Origin of the sequence: Formosa agariphila KMM 3901 (genome assembly GCF_000723205.1) — a bacterium.
GTDB classification, from domain to species: domain Bacteria; phylum Bacteroidota; class Bacteroidia; order Flavobacteriales; family Flavobacteriaceae; genus Formosa; species Formosa agariphila.
This window is the reverse complement of sequence record NZ_HG315671.1, coordinates 2,426,739-2,446,354: the sequence shown is the minus strand read 5'-3', so window position 1 is coordinate 2,446,354 and position 19,616 is coordinate 2,426,739. Positions and strand designations below refer to the sequence as shown.

The 19,616-nt window shown below is 33.0% G+C and carries 10 protein-coding genes; 6 read left to right on the top strand and 4 right to left on the bottom strand.

The window, feature by feature from the left end:
- Positions 1 to 4: 4 nt before the first annotated feature.
- The 4 genes from BN863_RS10440 to BN863_RS10425 all read right to left on the bottom strand — a co-directional run bounded on the left by BN863_RS10440 (position 5) and on the right by BN863_RS10425 (position 9,884).
- A complete protein-coding gene (locus BN863_RS10440; protein WP_084817517.1) occupies positions 5 to 1,399 on the bottom strand; it encodes a sulfatase-like hydrolase/transferase in 1,395 nt (464 codons plus the stop codon).
- Between the two features lie 3 nt (positions 1,400 to 1,402).
- The gene (locus tag BN863_RS10435; RefSeq protein WP_038530277.1) at positions 1,403 to 3,901 is read right to left on the bottom strand and encodes a glycoside hydrolase family 2 TIM barrel-domain containing protein; all 2,499 of its coding nucleotides are present in this window, start codon (positions 3,899 to 3,901) and stop codon (positions 1,403 to 1,405) included.
- A gap of 29 nt (positions 3,902 to 3,930) precedes the next feature.
- On the bottom strand, positions 3,931 to 5,463 hold the full coding sequence (locus tag BN863_RS10430; RefSeq protein ID WP_242404017.1) for a sulfatase-like hydrolase/transferase: 1,533 nt from the start codon (positions 5,461 to 5,463) through the stop codon (positions 3,931 to 3,933).
- A 110-nt stretch (positions 5,464 to 5,573) separates the two neighbouring features.
- Entirely contained in the window at positions 5,574 to 9,884 is a 4,311-nt protein-coding gene (locus BN863_RS10425; protein ID WP_084817516.1) for a hybrid sensor histidine kinase/response regulator transcription factor, read from the bottom strand.
- A 233-nt stretch (positions 9,885 to 10,117) separates the two neighbouring features.
- Here BN863_RS10425 and BN863_RS10420 point away from each other — a divergent pair, with 233 nt between their 5' ends.
- The 6 genes from BN863_RS10420 to BN863_RS10395 all read left to right on the top strand — a co-directional run bounded on the left by BN863_RS10420 (position 10,118) and on the right by BN863_RS10395 (position 19,445).
- Entirely contained in the window at positions 10,118 to 11,128 is a 1,011-nt protein-coding gene (locus tag BN863_RS10420; RefSeq protein ID WP_038530272.1) for a zinc-binding alcohol dehydrogenase family protein, read from the top strand.
- Positions 11,129 to 11,134: 6 nt separating this feature from the next.
- Positions 11,135 to 12,787 (top strand): UxaA family hydrolase, encoded by a 1,653-nt coding sequence (locus tag BN863_RS10415; protein ID WP_038530270.1) that lies wholly within the window; start codon positions 11,135 to 11,137, stop codon positions 12,785 to 12,787.
- Positions 12,788 to 12,804: 17 nt separating this feature from the next.
- A complete protein-coding gene (locus BN863_RS10410) occupies positions 12,805 to 14,244 on the top strand; it encodes a tagaturonate reductase (RefSeq protein WP_038530268.1) in 1,440 nt (479 codons plus the stop codon).
- Positions 14,245 to 14,262: 18 nt separating this feature from the next.
- Positions 14,263 to 15,090 (top strand): amidohydrolase family protein, encoded by an 828-nt coding sequence (locus BN863_RS10405; protein ID WP_038530266.1) that lies wholly within the window; start codon positions 14,263 to 14,265, stop codon positions 15,088 to 15,090.
- 11 nt (positions 15,091 to 15,101) lie between these two features.
- On the top strand, positions 15,102 to 16,049 hold the full coding sequence (locus tag BN863_RS10400) for an aldo/keto reductase (protein ID WP_242404016.1): 948 nt from the start codon (positions 15,102 to 15,104) through the stop codon (positions 16,047 to 16,049).
- Between the two features lie 168 nt (positions 16,050 to 16,217).
- A complete protein-coding gene (locus BN863_RS10395; protein ID WP_038530264.1) occupies positions 16,218 to 19,445 on the top strand; it encodes a glycoside hydrolase family 2 TIM barrel-domain containing protein in 3,228 nt (1,075 codons plus the stop codon).
- Positions 19,446 to 19,616: the final 171 nt, after the last annotated feature.

Below are 19,616 nucleotides of genomic sequence, written 5' to 3'. Positions count from 1 at the left end.
ATAATTATTTATGTTTTAATGATTTGTTTCGTGTTGCTTCCCATCTTTGTTCTTCTTTTTTAACATTTTCAGCATGCGGATCGAACCAACCTGGAGCAATGTTTTTTGAATCCCATTGTCTGTATGCTTCTTCTAAATTTGCAATTATTTGAGGATGTGTTTCAGAAATGTCGTAACGTTCTAAATTATCATTTTCTAAATCGAAAAGTAATGTTTTGTTTTTATAAGCACTTTTATAAAGTTTGTATTTCCCTTTTCTTACAGCATATTCAAAATTACCAGAAGACCTCCAAAAGAGAGCATCATGTGGTTTTTTAGTTTTAACATCGTTAATATATGGTAAGAGATCTACCCCATCAAGCTGAACTTCTTTGGATGCTTTTCCATGAGCGGCATTTAAAAAGGTTGGAAATAAATCTAGAGACGAAATAATTTCAGAATAGGTTTGTTTAGCCTTAATTTTTTTAGGCCACGTAATAAAAAAGGGAACTTTTATACCGCCTTCAAACAACATGCCTTTATGCCCTCTAAAAGGCCTGTTATCTGCATGTTCAACTCGCCCTCCGTTATCACTTAAAAACACAAGAATGGTGTTTTCTTTCATTCCGTTTGCAACAAGAGTTGAATCAATCTTACCTACGTTTGTATCTACCGCATTAACCATGGCTGCATATACACTTCTTCCAGCATATTCTATATGCTTTGTTTTATCGAGATAGGCTTTTGTTGCTTGGTCTGGTGCGTGAGGTGCATTATACGCTAAATAAATAAAAAAAGGTTTATCGTCTTTTTTTGTTATAAAATCTATGGCTTCGTTTGTAAAATCGTCGGTTAAATAAGTAAGTTCATCTTCGGGTACTACCTTACGATCTCTGTATACCGTCTGAATTTCATTTTTTGACTCACCCCAATAATTCATACCTCCTCCTGGAAACCCGAACCAATGGTCGAATCCTTGTGCAGGTGGATATAAATCTGGATGATCACCTAAGTGCCATTTACCGATAGCACTTGTTCTGTATCCTTGTTCTTTTAAGGCTTCAGGGATCATTTTTTCTTTTAGAGGCGTGCCAATGGTTGCATCATTTTCTCCATCATAAGGCATATTGCAGTCATGCCCGAAACGTGCTTGATACCGTCCTGTTAATAGCCCTGCTCTAGAAGGACTACAATAAGGATGAGATACATAACCGTTAGAAAAGATTACACCTTCTGCGGCTAAGGCATCTAAGTTTGGAGTAGGGATATCTGTGGATCCATTAAAACCAACATCAGCCCAACCTTGATCGTCTGTTAAAATGACAATAATATTAGGTTTGTCTTGAGAAAACCCCTTATTAGATGCCAAAATAAAAAGTAAAATAATTAAGCTATTTCTTAAATATATATATGTATTCATAATTTATTTGGTTTCTATGGTTAAGCTATCTGAATCTAAAGTTTTTGACGTGGCCTCAATATGAATTTCTCCCATGTCTTTAGTCGATTTTACGATTAATAAACATTGTCCATAAAATGCTTTAATAAAGTTTTCTTGAAATGATTCTAATGAGGCCGAATTTCCATTCCCAACAGCTTCTAAAACTCCAGCTCCTTTTACATGAAAATTTACAAGGTTATCTGCATTAGGGCATAGATTACCATCTTTATCTTCTATACGAACAGTAATAAATGATAAATCTTTACCATCTGCATCAATAGATGATCTATCTGCTATGAGTTTTATTTTTGCAGGTTTACCAGCTGTTTTTATTTCCTTGGAAACGATTTCCTTTCCATTTTTGTAGGCAATAACTTTAATGCTTCCGGGCTGATATGGTACGTTCCAAGATAATCTGTATTTAGATTTATATATTCCTTTTTTAAATTCATAACCTGAATCTTTAAACCCTCTATATTCTGTGAAAACGTCGGTTAAATCTTTACCTTTTATTTTTTTACCAAAAGATTTTCCGTTAACAAATAATTCAACTTCATCACAATTCGTGTAGGCATATACAGGTATTGTTTGTCCTTCTTTGCCTTCCCAATTCCAATGTGGTAAAACGTGAACCATTGGTTCTGTTGTCCATTGACTTTGGTATAGGTAAAATCTGTCTTTTGGGAATCCACATAAATCAACAGGAGCAAAGTAAGAGGCGTGAGAAGGCCAATCGTCATTCCAATAACCATTTGTGGAATTATCTCGTCCACCATAAGGTGTTGGTTCTCCTAAATAATCGAAACCGGTCCAAATAAATTCACCTAAAGAATGAGGATTAGCTTCTTGAGCTGCAAATTCTACATCTGGAGAATATGCCCATGGTGGCCCCACGGTTACATCATAGCTTGAAACTTGACGAGTTTCTCTTTTTACGTCGGAATCTAGAGGTAAATCGTAATATCCTCTTGTGCTTGTTTGTGAAGATGTTTCAGAACCATAAAAAATCATTTCAGGATTTTGCTCTCTAATTTCTCCGTAGTATGCAGGTTTGTAATTTACTCCTACTACATCAATTTGATGTGCTAATTTATTTACAAATGACGCAGGATAGTAGTTAAAACCAGCAGTAGTTGGTCTGGAGTTGTCTTCGTTATGGCAAATGTCGTTTAACATTTTTGCTATTTTCCAACCATCTTTTTTACCCTGCTCTAAGATTTCATTACCAATACTCCACATGATAACAGATGGGTGATTACGATCTCTTTTAATCATATCTCTTAAGTCGGTTTCTGCCCATTGGTCAAAATATTTGTGATATCCGTTTGGTACTTTAGCTTCTTTCCATTCGTCGAAAGCTTCATCTATTACTACTATTCCTAATCTGTCGCATACTTGTAGGAGTTCTGTAGATGGCGGATTATGACTAGTTCTTAATGCATTTGCACCCATTTGTTGCATGATTTGCATTTGACGCTCTGTAGCTCTATAATTTACAGCAGCACCCAAAGGTCCTAAATCGTGGTGCATACATACGCCATTAAGTTCAACCGCTTTTCCGTTAAGGTAAAACCCTTCTTTTTTAAAAGCAATGGTTCTTATTCCAAACTCAGTTTCAAACTCATCAACCAGCACATTATCTATTTTAATTCTGCTAATGGCTTTGTATAGATTAGGTTTTCCAATATCCCAAAGAAGCGGATTAGGGACATTTATGACTTGAGTTTGTTTATCTTGGGCGTTATTTGAAAGTGTTATTTTTTTAGATGAAACCGCGACACTTGTGTTTTTTGTATCTAGAATAGTCGTTTCTAAAACAACCTCTTGTGTTTTATTTGTGGTATTTTTAATTTTAGTTTCGATGTTTACTTCTGCCATATCTGAAGTGACTTTTGGAGTAGTAATAAACGTTCCCCATTGTGGAATGTGAACGTTCTCGTTAATTTTGAGTCTAACATTTCGATAAATTCCCGCTCCTGGATACCACCGTTCTGATAAAATTTCTGGAGCCAGTTGTACAGCAATTACATTGTTTTCTCCAAATTTAATAAAGGGGGTTAAATCGTATTCAAATCCACTATAACCATAATGGCGTTCTCCTACATTATGACCATTAATAAAGACTGTAGAATTGTCCATTACACCATCAAATTCAATAGAGACGTGTTTGTTTTGATATTTTGAGTCAATCGTAAAATGTTTTCTATACCATGCAATACCATCTATTGGTAATCCGCCGTTACGGGCGTTGTTCTTCTTGTCAAACGGGCCTTCTATGGCCCAATCGTGTGGTAGGTTTAGAGTTCTCCAAGAGCTGTCATCTAAAGCAATTGTTTCACCGTTTGGAATAGTGTCTTTTAAAAACAACCAGTTTTCGTTAAAATCTTGATCAGGAACGACTTCAATTTCATTTTTGTTGCAAGAAAAGAGTGTTAAGATTCCGATTAGTGTAATTAAAGAGATGTATTTATAATTTTGCATACTTATTGAATTATAAAGTGTTTGTAAGTTTAATGAGATGGAAAACAATCTGAAATATCTAAAGGGTCTTCCATCTGTTTTTGAAGTTGTTGTAAGTCCTTAAAAAGAGAGATAACTCTGTTTCTTTCTCCTGATAGATTTGCAATGTCATGAATTTCTTCAGGGTCTGTATTTAAATCGAAAAGTAAGACTTTCTTTATTTTAGGAAAAACTAACAGTTTGTAATTATCTTTTCTAATCATGCGTTGTACATCTAAATATGCGCCATATATAGCATCGTATTTGCTTTGGTTTGACTGTGCTTTAGCAAGATCTAGAAAAGTGCTAAATTCAATATATTTTGGTTTATCTATTCCCGCCAAATCAAGAGTCGTTGCCATAATGTCTTGTAAATACACATCGGCATTGTTTTTTTTATTTTTAGGAATATCTGGCCCTAAAATAATAAGCGGAGGTCTTATGCTATGGTCAAACAAACTTTGTTTACCTAGTAAGCCATGTTGTCCCATTGCTAGTCCATGATCTGCGCTAAAAAAGATATAAGTATTGTCCATTTTTCCTGAAGATTTAAGGGCCTCAAGTATGCCACCTATTTGAGCATCTACATGAGTTATACTCGCATAGTATTCTTTTGTGTGTGTTTTTATAGCAAGTTCTGTTCTCGGGAACGGAGCTAATGCTTCATCTCTTAAATTATCGCCATTACCAATATCATTTCTAAAGGTATATTCGGGCATATAATTATTTGGGAGTGTTAATTCGTCAAGATTATATAAGTCTTGGTATTCTTGAGGAGCTTGTCTAGGATCGTGAGGTGCATTAAAGGCAAGATACATGAAAAATGGTTTGTCAGTATTTTTAGCCGTATCAATAAAAGAGATGGCATCGTCTGCAAGTACTTCACTCCAATGTTTTCCTCCATCCCAAAATCCACCTTTAGAGCTATCTGTTGGAGACCAAGATGTATCGCTAACACTCAGTGGTCTATTGTAGCCATTAGGCATTATACTTGCAGAATTTCTGTTTTTTACTTGTGCTAAAGAATCAAACTTAGCAATCATTTTATAGTGATTCCATGCATCTTTAGGCATTCCTGGCCTGATGTGTTTTGTGTGATTAAATATTTTATCGGCCTTTGCATCAACATGCCATTTTCCAGTCATATAAGTTTCGTAACCCTGATTTTCTAGAATTTTACTCCATGTTTTATTTAGTGAATCGTTTTCCGTCCAATGTTTTCTGAAATTATTTGCTCGCCAAACCGATCTCCCTGAGTTAAGCATTGTTCTTGAAGCTGTACATACGGCGCCACTCCATGAGCCCATATTATAGGCATGCGTAAATGTCGTACCGGCCTCGACTAATTTATCTATGTTTGGAGTAATAATTTCTTTGTTTCCTAATGCGTGGATGGATGTATTAGCTTGATCGTCGGTGAAAATAAATACAATGTTTGGTTTGGTTTTCTTAGCTATTTTTTCAGATTTATTATTGCAAGACGAGAGTATGATTGCTAAGATTAAAACACAAAATTGATATTGCATATAATAAGGAATTGTCATAGTTAATTTGCTTAGAAGACCTATTAGTTTACTAAGCAAATTTGAGATTTCTATCCTTGAATACGAATCACAGATGGTTTTTTAAGTAAAACAAATGTTTAAGCGTGTTCTTAATCTGCCGGAGTATCATCATTTTGACTAAGTCTTAAATACTTACTCGGTATAACTCCAAATTGTTTTTTAAAACATTTAGAAAAGTATGAAGCTGTGTTAAAACCTGTCATGTACATGATTTCTTTTACAGAAAGATCACTCTTTTCAAATAACTGTACTGCGCGTTTTAATCGAATGTTTCTTATAAATTCACTAGAAGTAAGACCTGTAAGTTCTTTAATCTTTAGGTACATATTACTTCTACTCATATTCATTTCTTTCACTAGCATTTCTACACTAAATTCAGAATTCATCATGTGTTTTTCAACGATTTGAATGGCGCTTTGAAGAAAGACTTCATCAGGAGATGTTACTGTAACTTCATTTGGTTGAAGCGTAATTTCTCTATTAAATTTTTTGCGAAGTTCTTCTCTATCTTTTAAAATGTTTGAAAGCTTTAATTCTAAAAGTTCTAAATCAAAAGGTTTTCTTATATATGCATCTGCACCTGTTTTTAAACCTTCTATCTCTTTTTCTTGCGATGTTTTTGCAGTTAGCATGACTACAGGGATATGACTTGTCTCTTGCGATCCTTTTAATTTATTACAAAATTCAATACCATCCATTACAGGCATAACAAGATCTGTAATAACAATATTAGGCATAAATTTTTTAGCTAATTCTAAGCCGACTTCTCCATTTTCAGCTTCATACACATAATAGTTTTCTCCTAATCCTTTTTTTATAAAAGATCTGATGTCTGGATTGTCGTCTATAATTAAAAGGAGTGGCAATTTAGATCGCGACCTTGTCATGTTTTGATCTATTATATCATCCATAAAACTTATAGCATGCGACTCTGCATCGACTTGGCTTATAAAGGTGTTGTCTTCAAATACTTCATGAAAATTAAGTTCAGAATTAGCTTCAAAGGTTTCTTTGTCTTTAGGTAGCCAAACTAAGAACGTAGAACCATTTTCTGAATCACTTTTAACTTTTATTATACCTTGATGTAATTCTACTAAGTTTTTGGTGTAAGATAAGCCTATTCCTGTGCCTTTTGTTTTAGCAGCAGTTGTTAGATTTATTTCAGTATAAAAACGCTCAAATATATGTTGAATTCTATGTGCTGGAATTCCAGGTCCTGAATCCTGAACTCTAATTACAATATATTTGGATTGCTCCAAATTAGTTTCGATATCTGTAGGTGTTTCAAAATCGTTTCCATCAAAAATATCAAGTGTAATGGTACCGTTTTCTGGAGTGAATTTAAAGGCGTTAGATAATAAATTATTGGTAATTTTCTCTACGGCATCAGGATCAAACCATGTTAGTATTTTATCTTGTGATGCTTTTATATTGAAGTGAATATGTTTTTTCTGGCTTAAAAATTGGAAGGGTTCTCCAACTTCTATTAAAAATGCTACGATGTCATTTTTACTTATATTTAGGTTCATTTTTCCAGTATCCATTTTCCTAAAATCCAATAACTGATTTACTAAGCGTAACAAATAATCTGTATTCTTTCGCATTAATAAATATTGATCTTTGGCTTCTTTAGTACTAACTTCTGCACCTTTTTTTAGTAAATAATCTAAGGGGCCTTTAATTAAAGTTAAAGGTGTCCTGAATTCATGTGATATATTGGTGAAAAACTCTAATTTTAAACGATGAATTTCTTCGTGTTTTTCTTTCTCTAAATGTTGAAGTTCTAATTTGTGCTTTTCAGTTGAACGTATAATGGTAAATCGTCTAAATGCTAAAAGTAATGCAACAGCTAAGAGTAGGTATAGTACTTTAGCAAGACTAGTTCTCCACCATGGTGGAGACACCTTTATTTTTAATTCTAACGGAGTTTCGTCCCATACTTGATCGTTATTAGATGCTTTAACTTTTAAGGTGTAGGTGCCAGGTTCTAAATTAGTATAAGTCGCATATCTATTGTCTGATGTAGTGTAAATCCAATCGTCATTAAATCCTTCTAACTTATAAGCATATTTGTTTTTTCTAGAAGCAGCGTAGTGTAAAGCTGCAAACTCGAATGAAAAACTATTTTCACTATATTTTAGCTTAATTTCATCGGTAGAATTAATGGATTGGTTTAAGATTACTCGACCATTTATTTGTTCCCCTATATGAACAGGTTTATTAAAGATTGAAAAGTTTGTAAAAACGGTTTCAGCATTTATTTCGTTACTAATAATTTTGTCTGGATAAAAGGCATTAAAACCATTTACACCACCAAAAAGCATTCTATTATCTTGTGTTTTAAAGGCAGTTAGTTCACTGAACTCATTACTTTGTAATCCGTCATTTACGTCATAGTTTTGGAATGTTTCGTGTTCAATATTAAATTTAGATAACCCTTTGTTAGTCGATAAATATAAATTGTTATGGTCGTCTTCTAATATGCCTTTTATTACATTATTAGGAAGCCCTTCATTAGTAGTGAAAGTTTTAAAATGTAATTTTTTTCCATCGTCTTGGGGGATCACTTTATTTAGTCCACCTCCAAAAGTCCCTATCCAGATATCTCCAGATTGACTCTCAAAAATGGTTAAAATGTAATTATGACTTATTGAGGAGTCATCTTCAGGATTATTTAAATATGTATCAAATACAGGGGATTTAGATTGAAGTTGGTCAGGTGTTAAACGAGCTAGACCACCACCTGTAGCGAACCATATATTCTTTTTAGAATCTTGAAAAATGTAACGAATTATATTATTAGGTAAACTACGTTCATCATTTGGGTTAGCTTTTATTTCATCTTTTGTAAATGTAGATTCATCATTATTAATTAACCAACGGTTTATACCACCATTATAGGTTCCAATCCAAATGTTTTTATCTTGATCTTGAAGAATTGAAAAAACACTGTTAGATACGCCAGTTATTGGTTTTAAATCGTCTTCAGTGTAAATCGTTTTCTCTGATAAATCAATTTCAAATAATCCAGGGGTATTTTCACCTCCAACAAATAATTTTCTAGAATCTTTTAACTGAATTTCCTCTATGGCAAAAACTTTATTAATTTTAGAAAAGTGTTCAAATTTGTTGAAACCATTATTTACGTCTTCTTTGTATACTAGATTAAGCCCACTACCTTCTGTACCAATCCACAGATTTTGAGAGCTGTCTTCAAAAATTGATCTAATTTTATCATTACTTAAACTGTTAGGGTCTAAATTTTTCTTAATGTGTAAAAATTGCTTTCTATGTGGGTCAAACTTGTTAATACCACCACCATTTGAACCTACCCAAACAATCCCCGTATGATCTATAAATACAGATTTTACTGTATTTCTACTTAAACTATAGTTTGGGTTTTTTTGATCGTATTTGTATATGCTTACTAATTTTGGAGTTTCGGTTTCAGATAGGTTTGTAAATTCAATTAAACCATTGTCTGTTCCTGCCCAAATATGGTTGTCTGATATCGCAACTGTATTATAAACACCTTCATAAATAAACTGAATAGGGTTGGTTTCATTATTTGGTAAATAACGATATATACCGTTGGCGGTACCTAATATTAAATTTCCAAAACTATCTTCGGTTATAGTTTTAACATTAATGTTTGGTAAATTTATAAGTTGATTTACGGGTTGGAAATAAATATCGCCTTGAGTGTCTCTTGAGAGTTTAGATAAACCATTCACGCCTCCAATCCATACTTGATGCTTACTGTCTTCATAAAAGACATTTACATTATTAGTGCTTTTTATAGGTAAAGCACTGTTTTGGTAAAGATTGTAATGCTTAAAAGTAATTGAATCTAAAGGAACGTTTAAATCGGCCATGTCTATTCCTTTAGAATTTCCTACCCATAACCTGTTGCTGCTATCCTTATATAGAGACGTTATATAATCACTTTGTAAACTAGAGTCATCTGTTTTAAGATGTTTAAAAATTTTAAACTCTTCAGTATTTTGATTAAAATAATTTAAACCACCACCAGTTGTACCAATCCATAAGTTTCCTTTAGAATCGTCGATTATTTTCCAAATTAAATTACTACTAATGCTTTTAGGGTTTTTATTGTCGGGTTTAAAAATTGTAAAATTATAACCATCGTACCTGTTTAATCCATCATGTGTGCCAAACCACATAAAGCCTTTTTGATCTTGAAAAATCGTGTTAATATCACTTTGAGATAAACCATCTTCTGTAGTAAGATGTTCAAATTTTAGAATGTTTTGAGCGTATATTTTAGATGTTAAAATAAAAAATACAAAGAGTAACCTAATTAAAATATAGGTGGATTTCTCTTTTTTATTGGTTTTAATTCTGTTTTTCATCATAAACAAATATATCAAATTAAACATATAAAATTGATGGTTTAAAATACCGTTTGTAAAATGATATTACTCTTTTTTAATATTAAACACTTTGTATTCAGCGGGTTTTGCAGATTGTGGGATTCTTTGTTATTGAATTAAAAATCATATGTTCTAGTTTTTAAAACATTTACTACAATAGAAAGAAAACATATAATCGAATTTTACACATTAATAACTAGCATTCCTATAACAGCAAATTCTGTTAAAAAAAATATAAGATGAAATATATAGTTTGTGAAGAGCCTGGAAGGTTCTTGTTAAAAGAAAAAGAAGCACCTGTTCGTAAAGAAAATGAAGCTTTGTTAAGGGTGAAAAAAGTTGGGATTTGTGGAACAGATTTACATGCGTTTTCTGGAAACCAAGCCTTTTTTACATACCCCAGAATTTTAGGACATGAGTTGGCTTCAGAAATTGTAGAGATTGGTGAAAATAATCGCGGATTAAAAGCAGGGGATAAAGTTGTAGTTATGCCATATGTAAGTTGCGGTAAATGCATTGCATGCAGAAAAGGTAAAACAAACTGTTGTACTAATATTAGTGTTCTAGGAGTTCATTCTGATGGAGGTATGCAAGAATTTATTACGGTGCGTCAAGATTTATTATTACCAGCTAATAATTTATCTGATAATGAAATGGCAATCGTAGAACCTTTAGCTATTGGAGCTCATGCTATTCGTAGAGCAAATGTTCAAAAAGGAGAAATTGTAGTTGTTGTTGGTTGTGGACCAATTGGAATTGGAATGGTGAAATTAGCACAAATAGCAGGCGCAAAAGTAATTGTTCTAGATGTAAACGATGCACGTTTACAATATACTAAAGATGAAATTGGAGCAGATTATATAATTAACGTCAATGATAATCCTGTTGAAAAAATAGCTGAAATTACAAATGGAGATATGGCAACTGCAGTTTTCGATGCAACAGGTTATAAAGGTGCTTTAGAGGTTGGGCCAGATTATATGTCGCATGGAGGTCGTTATGTTTTGGTAGGACTATCTAAAGGTGATTTAGTTTTTAATCATCCAAAGATTCATGCTAAGGAAACTACAATTATGTGTAGTAGAAATGCAACAACAGAAGATTTTGAACATGTTATAAGTGTTCTAAATCAATTTCCAACAGAATCGTTTATTACACATAATGTTGATTTTACAGATATGATAACACATTTTGAGAGTTGGACTAAACCTGAAACGGGAGTCATTAAGGCAATGGTTAAATTTAATTAAACGAAAATGGTTAGTAGTTACGCACAAATTGACCCTAAAGATAATATAATAGTTGCCATTCAAGGATTGGCAAAAGGGACAGAAATTGAAGTTGGGGGAGAAAGTTTAGTTCTTAAAGAAGATATTAAACAAAAGCATAAGTTTGCTTTATTTGATTTAGCAGTTAACGATGAAATTTTTATGTATGGTGTTTTAATTGGTAAAGCAACAAAACACATTCAATCAGGTTGCGCAATTACCATTGAAAATGTAAAACACGCTTCTTCAGATTATAAAGATAGCAAAGAAAAATACACGTGGAGAGCTCCAGATATTTCAAATTTTAAAGGAAGAACATTTAGTGGATATCATAGAAATGACGGAAAAGTAGGAACGGCAAATCATTGGTTGGTAATCCCTTTAGTGTTTTGTGAAAACAGGAATATTGATGTTATTGAAGCGGCACTTTCAGAAAAATTAGGATATCAAACTAAAAAAGATTTTGCAGTAGATACCGATGCTTTAATTCAAAAATATAAAGCTGGAGCATCGGCAGATGAAATTTTTAATACTCCAATAATCACATCTAAAGAGGAAATGGCTAAAAATAGAGTTTTCCCCAATGTAGATGGTATTAAGTTTTTAAAACACGATGGTGGTTGTGGCGGAATTCGCCAGGATTCGGAAACATTGTGTAGGTTATTAGCAGGTTATATTTCGAACCCAAATGTTGCAGGGGCTACAATATTAAGTTTAGGTTGCCAAAATGCACAAATAGAATTGCTGCAGAATGCAATTAAAACTATAGCACCCTCTTGTAATAAACCCGTTTATTATTTAGAACAACAACAAAGTAAAAGTGAACGAAGTCTTATTGAAAAAGCAGTAAAACATACGTTTATAGGTTTAACTGAAGCTAATAAAATAATACGACAGCCGGCACCTCTAAGTAAATTAGTTCTTGGTTTAGAATGTGGTGGTTCCGATGGCTTTTCAGGAATATCTGCAAATCCAGCATTGGGTTATGCTTCAGATTTATTAGTGGCTTTAGGAGGTAGTCCTGTTTTATCAGAATTTCCAGAATTAAACGGCGTGGAGCAAGATATTATTAATAGATGTAATACAACACAAGATGCTAAAAAGTTTTATGATATTATGAGAGCCTATTCTGCAGCAGCAGTTGCTGTAGGTTCTGGTTTTGAGAATAATCCGTCGCCCGGAAATATAAAAGATGGCTTAATTACCGATGCTATGAAATCTGCAGGTGCAGCCAAAAAAGGGGGTACGTCTCCGGTAGTGGAAGTTCTAGACTATACAGAACAAGTAACTAAGCCAGGTTTAAATTTATTATGTACACCAGGTAATGATGTGGAATCAACTACTGGTTTGGTGGGGTCAGGCTGTAACGTGGTGGTATTTACCACAGGTTTAGGGACACCAACAGGTAACCCTGTAGCACCAGTTTTAAAAATGTCTAGTAATACCGCTCTGTTTGAGCGTATGAAGGATATAATTGACATCAATGCAGGTACAGTAATTAGTGGTGAAGACACTATAGAAACAATGGGAGAGAAAATTCTAGACCATGTAATTCGTGTGGCTAGTGGTGAAACTGCTTCTAAAGCCGTACTTCATGGTAATAACGATTTTATTCCTTGGAAGCGAGGAGTTTCTTTATAAATATAGAAGGCGATACAATGAAAAATTTAAATAGAACAACAGTATACGTAAAATCGTATACAGAACGAATTATTCAATTTGGAGAAGGTAACTTTTTAAGAGCTTTCGCTGATTGGATGATTCATGAAATGAATAAAAAAGTAAATTTTGATGCAGGTGTTGTTGCTATACAACCTATAGACCAAGGGCTAGTAAAAATGCTAAATGATCAAGATGGTTTATATACATTATATTTAAATGGTATAAAAAAAGGAAAATCTATTAGTGAACACGAGATAATAGATTGTATTCAACGTGGTATTAATCCTTATGAAAATTATGCAGACTATTTAGCAGTTGCAGAAAATCCTAATCTTCGTTTTGTGATTTCTAATACTACAGAAGCTGGTATTTCTTATGATGTTCAAGATAAGTTAGAAGATGCTCCGCAGTCTAGTTTTCCAGGGAAATTAACAGCCCTATTATATAAAAGGTTTCAAGTTTTTAAAGGGGCTTCAGATAAAGGATTAATTGTGATTCCTTGCGAATTAATCGATAAAAATGGTGATAATCTAAAACGTATTATTTTACAATATGCTGAAAATTGGAACTTAGGCTCCGGTTTTATGGAGTGGATTAATTACGATAATATTTTCTGTAATACTTTGGTAGACCGTATTGTTCCTGGATATCCTAAAGATAAGATGGAATCAATTACTGAAGAATTAGGCTATAAAGATAATTTAGTTGTAGAAGGCGAGCAATTCCATTTATGGGTTATTGAAGGCCCAGCTTCTGTAAAAGATGAAATTCCTGCAGAAGCTTGTGGTTTAAATATTGTGTTTACAGACAATATGGAGCCTTATAGAACACGAAAAGTTAGAATTTTAAATGGAGCACACACTACTTTAGTTCCCGTGGGTTATTTATATGGCATTGATAAAGTGCGTGAATCTTTAGAAGATGACATTGTTGGCACGTACTTAAAGAATACAATTTTTAACGAAATTTGTCCAACCTTAGATTTACCAGAATCAGAATTAAATCAATTCTCTAACGATGTGTTAGACCGTTTTAGAAATCCATATTTAGAGCACGAATTGATGAGCATTTCGTTAAATACAACCTCTAAATTTAAAACAAGAGTTTTACCATCCGTTTTAGAATATATCAAAAGAAAGAATGCGTTGCCAAAAGGGTTGTTGTTTTCGTTAGCCGCTTTAATTGCTTTTTATAAAGGTGACCGTAATGGTGAAAAAATAAATTTAAAAGATGATCAGTTTGCTTTAGATTTTTTCGAAACACAATGGGCGACTGGAGATGTTGAACAAGTGGTGAAAGCAACGTTAGAACATATAGAATTCTGGGGAGCTGATTTGTCTAAGATTAATGGTCTACAAGAAACGGTAACTACTTATTTACAAGAAATTGTAAATAATGGAATGCAAGCTGCCTTACAAGATTTTTTAAAGAATTAAATTCCAAAACAAGATAAAATGACAATAGATTCTCATCAACATTTTTGGAAATACGAGCCTGTAAAACATAGCTGGATAGATGATGATATGGCAAATATTCGTAAAGATTTTATGCCGTTAGATTTAAAACTAATTTATAATCAAAATAATATCGATGGGTGTGTTGCTATACAATCAGATCAAACGCTAGAAGAAACCAATTTTTTAATAGACTTGGCTGCTAAGAATGATTTTATAAAAGGCATTGTTGGTTGGGTAGATTTTAGAGGGAATGACATCGATACAGTTTTAGAACATTATAGTCAATTTGATAAAGTAAAAGGATTCCGTCATATTGTTCAAGGCGAAGCAGACCCCAATTTTTTATTAAGACCAGATTTTTTAAAAGGTATCTCTAAACTTGAAAAAAACAATTTTACTTACGATATCTTGGTGTTTCCACATCAATTAGGAGCGGTTTTAGAGTTTGTTAAACAATTTCCAAACATCAAATTTGTAATTGATCACATTGCTAAACCTTATATTAAAGATGGTTTTTATGAAGGTTGGGCTGTGTTAATGACAGAAATTGCAAAACAACAAAATGTGTATTGTAAATTATCAGGAATGATTACTGAAGCCGATTATAAAACTTGGACTTATGAGGCGTTATTACCTTATATGCGACTGGTTTTAAATGTATTTGGGGTAGAAAGAATCTTGTTTGGTTCGGATTGGCCAGTGTGTTTAGTAGCAGGGAACTATGAAAAAGTAAAAAAAATAACAACCGATTTTATAGCAAAATTAAGTCTCGAAGAACAACGAGCTATCATGGGATTAAATGCTGTAGAATTTTACAATTTATAAATGAAGAAAAGATGATTACAAGACCAACATATATAGAGGGAGATTATAAAAAAAGTGAATTCTTCAATAACGAGAGCAGATTAGTTTGTGGTTGTTCTGGTTTAGGAGGAGTTTGGAGATCTATAGAAGAAAAAGATGCAGTTGGAACTTTAATGTATGCTTTAGAGAATGGAGTTCGTGTTTTCGATACGGCGCCATCCTATAACAAATCTCAAGAATATTTAGGAAAAACATTAAAATTATGGACTGGAGAAAAACCATTTATTAGTACTAAAGTAGGGCGTTTACGCGCAGATAGAGCAGATGATTGTATTGTAGATTATTCTCCAGAAAGTATGAAGAAAAGTGTGTACGAAAGTTTAGAAGTGATAGGAGTCGATAAAATCGATTTATTGTTTTTACACGAACCACATTTAGTGCCGGTAGAACGTATGGACGAAATCATGGAATGTTTGAATGGTTTAAAAAAAGAAGGAATTGTAGGTATGTTAGGCATTGGAGGAAATCCAACAGAACCATTTTATCCTCATATGATAAAAGATAATTTTGATGTGCTTTCAGGCTTTTTAAAAATGGATGCTTGTAATTTATCAGGATTTGAAAGAGATATTCCTCAAATTAAAAATGAAAACATTGCCTATTATGCAGCGTCAGCTTTACATATGGGGCTGTTAGGTAGACGTTTAAAGGAGTACAATGAAGACAGACCGAATAACGAATGGATTACCAATTTAGATGTGGATACCGCCCTTAAAATAAATGATATCGCTCTAAAACATAGCATTCCATTGTCACGATTAGCATTAAGATATGTTTTCTCAATAAAAGAAGCCGACAGAGTCGTTGTGGGGCCTACTAAAAAAGAACAAATGGTAGATTTGTTAAATGCTTGGGATGAAGGGAAATTAGAAGCATCTATTTTCAACGAAATTACAGACATTATTTTAGATAAGTTTTAAGTATTATCTGAACATCCGAAATCATTAATACAGTTAATTGTCATCCTGAATTTAGTTCAGGGGCTCATTGTAGTTATCACGTTAGAGTCAGTTGTGGGGTGCTTAAACAAGTTCTGCATAACGAAAACGGACAATCATAAAGTATTATATAACAAAATAAAATTTATAATGAAACACGTCTTTAGTTTATTCATTTTTTTGATTTCCATTTCAAGTTTTTCTCAACAAAATGATTGGGAGAATCCACTAGTAAATCAAATTAACCGCTTACCAGCACATGCCACGTTTTATAATTTCGACAATGAAACGCAAGCCTTAAAGAACGATAGAGCAAGTTCAAGTTCGTTCAAATCATTAAATGGTGATTGGAAATTTAATTGGGTCGCAAAACCTGCCGATGCGATTTCTAATTTTCATGAAGCTAATTTTGATGCTTCAAATTGGAAAACGATTGATGTGCCTTCAAACTGGGAAATGCGCGGTTATGGAACGCCAATTTATACAAATTCGACCTATCCATTTTTTAGTGATTTTCCTAAAATCAATCATAACGATAATCCAATAGGGCATTACATCAAAACGTTTACAATTGATAATTCGTGGAAAGAGAAAGATGTTATACTTCATTTTGGAGGAGTATCTTCTGCATTTTATGTTTGGGTAAATGGTGAATTTGTTGGATATAGTGAAGACACACGTTTACCTTCAGAATTTGATATTACTAAGTATTTAAAATCAGGAGAAAATAGTATTGCTGTAAAAGTATACCGTTGGAGTGACGGAAGTTATTTAGAAGCACAAGATCATTGGAGATTAAGTGGGATAGAGCGCGAAGTGTATTTACAAGCTGTTCCTAAAGTGAGATTATCTGATTTTACAGTTCGAACAGATTTAGATGAAAACTACGACAATGCTTTACTTCAAATTAGACCTGAATTTGTTGTCAATATCGCAGATAAATATGTGGAGAAAATAGGATATTTTGGAAACAACCCCTTACAGACAACGGTTGATGACTGGACATTAAAAACACGCTTAGTGGATGCAGAAGGGCTTTCGGTTGGAGATGAAAATACTATGCCTTTAGGGAAGTTTCTAGGCGAATTTTATCCGCAACGCGATAATGTCGCATTTGGCATTATGCAAACCGAAGTTAAATCGCCTAAAAAATGGTCTGCAGAACGTCCATATTTATATACATTATTGTTTTCTGTACAAGATAACAATGGAAAAATTATTCAAACTACTAGCACGAAAGTAGGGTTTAGAGAAGTAGATATTGATGATCGTGGTCGTTTCTTAGTTAATGGTAATCCGGTTAAAATGATAGGTGTAAATAGACATGATCATGATATGATTGATGGTAAGGCATTATCTCGAGCAGATATTGAAAAGGATGTACAACTTATGAAACAGTTTAATTTCAATGCAGTAAGAACATCTCATTATCCAAACGATCCCTATTTTTATGAATTATGCGATTTGTATGGATTATATGTAATGGACGAAGCTAATTTGGAAACGCATGGTTTAAGAGGGAAGTTGTCAAACGTTCCTTCTTGGTCGAATGCTTTTTTAGAACGTGGTATTAGAATGGTGCAACGTGATAAAAATCATCCAAGTATTGTAATCTGGTCTTTAGGAAACGAATCTGGTATGGGGCCTAATCACGCAGCCATGGCAGCTTGGATAAAAGAAAAAGATCCTACCCGTTATATCCATTATGAGGGTGCTCAAGGAGATGCTACAGATCCACGCTATAAAAATAATTATTATGATCATGGAAAGGGGAATCCTACCGATCCAAAATGGGTAGATATGTTAAGTAGAATGTATCCACAAGCTAGTGAGTTACAAAGTTTGATAAATGATACAAGTTTCGATAATCGCCCTGTAATTATGTGTGAATATGCACATGCTATGGGGAACTCATTAGGAAATATGCAAACCTATTGGGATGTTATTTATCAAAATGATCGAGCTTTAGGTGGTTATATTTGGGATTGGATTGATCAAGGACTTTTAAAAACAGATGATAAAGGCAATGAGTTTTTAGCTTACGGAGGAGATTTTGGAGATAAGCCCAATGATAATAGTTTTTGTTTAAACGGAATTATTGCATCGGACAGAACACCAAAGCCTGAGATTTATGAAGCTAAAAAAGTAAATCAACCAGCCGTTATTTCTAAGATTGATGCATCGCAAGGGCAATTCAAAATTTTAAATAGACATCATGCTATAGATTTATCGGGCTATGATGTGATTTGGGAACTTTTAGAAGACGGGAAATCTATAGATAACGGCGCTATAGAAACATTAAATACAGCTCCTTTTGCTTCAGAAACTATTCACATTCCATTTAAAACTTCAAAATTAAAAGCAGACAAAACATATTTTGTAAATATAAAGGGTATTCTAAAACAAGCGAATTTATATGCTGAAAAAGGTTTCGTTGTTTTTGAAGAGCAATTTGAATTAGAAAAGAAACAAATATCTGAAAAAATACAGAAGACAAAAAAATATCCAACTTTAAGTGTGAATGAAACTGGATCCAAAATTACTATAAATAATAAAGAGGTTTCAGTAATTATAAATAAAGAGTCAGGGTATATTTCAACATTTAAATTTAAAGGAAATTCTGTTTTAAACTCACCATTGAAATTAAATTTTTGGAGACCAGAAACAGAAAATGATGCAGCTTATAGAGAGGCTAAAAAACAAACAAATGAACGGGATTGGTTAGAAGCAGGTGATCGTTTTAAAGTTACTAAATCAAAAGTAGAGTACTCTGAAAAAGGAAAGGTAGTTGTTAAAATTGAGGGTGGAATTGAAAACCCATCTACACAATTAGTTCTTGTATATACCATTTTAGGCAATGGAGAAATTCAAGTAGACTACGAATCTAATATTGCTAAAGATGCTCCAAATGTGCCTAAAATAGGAATGCAGTTTGATATTTCTAATGCGTATAAAGATGTGGAGTATTTTGGTAAAGGGCCACAAGCCAATTATCAAGACCGGAATACGGGTGCTTTTGTAGGGATTTATAAAAACGATGTAAATACAATGAATTATGAATATGTAGTGCCCCAAGAGTATGGGAATCGTATGGAGACTCGTTGGTTTAAATTGGAAAATGCTAATGGAAAAGGTGTTTTAGTTAAAGGAAAAGATGTGTTAAATTTTAGTGTATTACCTTATAGTACAACCAATATTGAAACAGCAACACATACAAACGAGTTAATTAAGCGCGATGTGTTTACTGTAAATATCGATTTAATTCAAATGGGAGTTGGAGGAGATAACACTTGGTCGTTTAGAGCAGAGCCACATCAAGAATATTTGATTAAGCCAGGTAGTTATAAGTACAGTTTTAGTATAATTCCTTTAAAATAAGGGATTGTTCCTGTAGTTAGGCCATTTGTTTTACTATAAAAAACATATGTCGCATATCCTTTTTTATAAAAAAATAATATTTGTAAACAGGTAAAATAAAAATTAGTGTTAACGGTTCGTTTTTAAGAACCACTAAATTTTACTATTTACTTTTTAAAAATATTAATTAAT

Bases quoted from the DNA above. Each gene is read 5' to 3' on its own strand.
- BN863_RS10440 (WP_084817517.1), bottom strand. From the start codon at position 1,399: ATGAATACATATATATATTTAAGAAATAGCTTAATTATTTTACTTTTT.
- BN863_RS10435 (WP_038530277.1), bottom strand. From the start codon at position 3,901: ATGCAAAATTATAAATACATCTCTTTAATTACACTAATCGGAATCTTA.
- BN863_RS10430 (WP_242404017.1), bottom strand. From the start codon at position 5,463: ATGACAATTCCTTATTATATGCAATATCAATTTTGTGTTTTAATCTTA.
- BN863_RS10425 (WP_084817516.1), bottom strand. From the start codon at position 9,884: ATGTTTAATTTGATATATTTGTTTATGATGAAAAACAGAATTAAAACC.
- BN863_RS10420 (WP_038530272.1), top strand. From the start codon at position 10,118: ATGAAATATATAGTTTGTGAAGAGCCTGGAAGGTTCTTGTTAAAAGAA.
- BN863_RS10415 (WP_038530270.1), top strand. From the start codon at position 11,135: ATGGTTAGTAGTTACGCACAAATTGACCCTAAAGATAATATAATAGTT.
- BN863_RS10410 (WP_038530268.1), top strand. From the start codon at position 12,805: ATGAAAAATTTAAATAGAACAACAGTATACGTAAAATCGTATACAGAA.
- BN863_RS10405 (WP_038530266.1), top strand. From the start codon at position 14,263: ATGACAATAGATTCTCATCAACATTTTTGGAAATACGAGCCTGTAAAA.
- BN863_RS10400 (WP_242404016.1), top strand. From the start codon at position 15,102: ATGATTACAAGACCAACATATATAGAGGGAGATTATAAAAAAAGTGAA.
- BN863_RS10395 (WP_038530264.1), top strand. From the start codon at position 16,218: ATGAAACACGTCTTTAGTTTATTCATTTTTTTGATTTCCATTTCAAGT.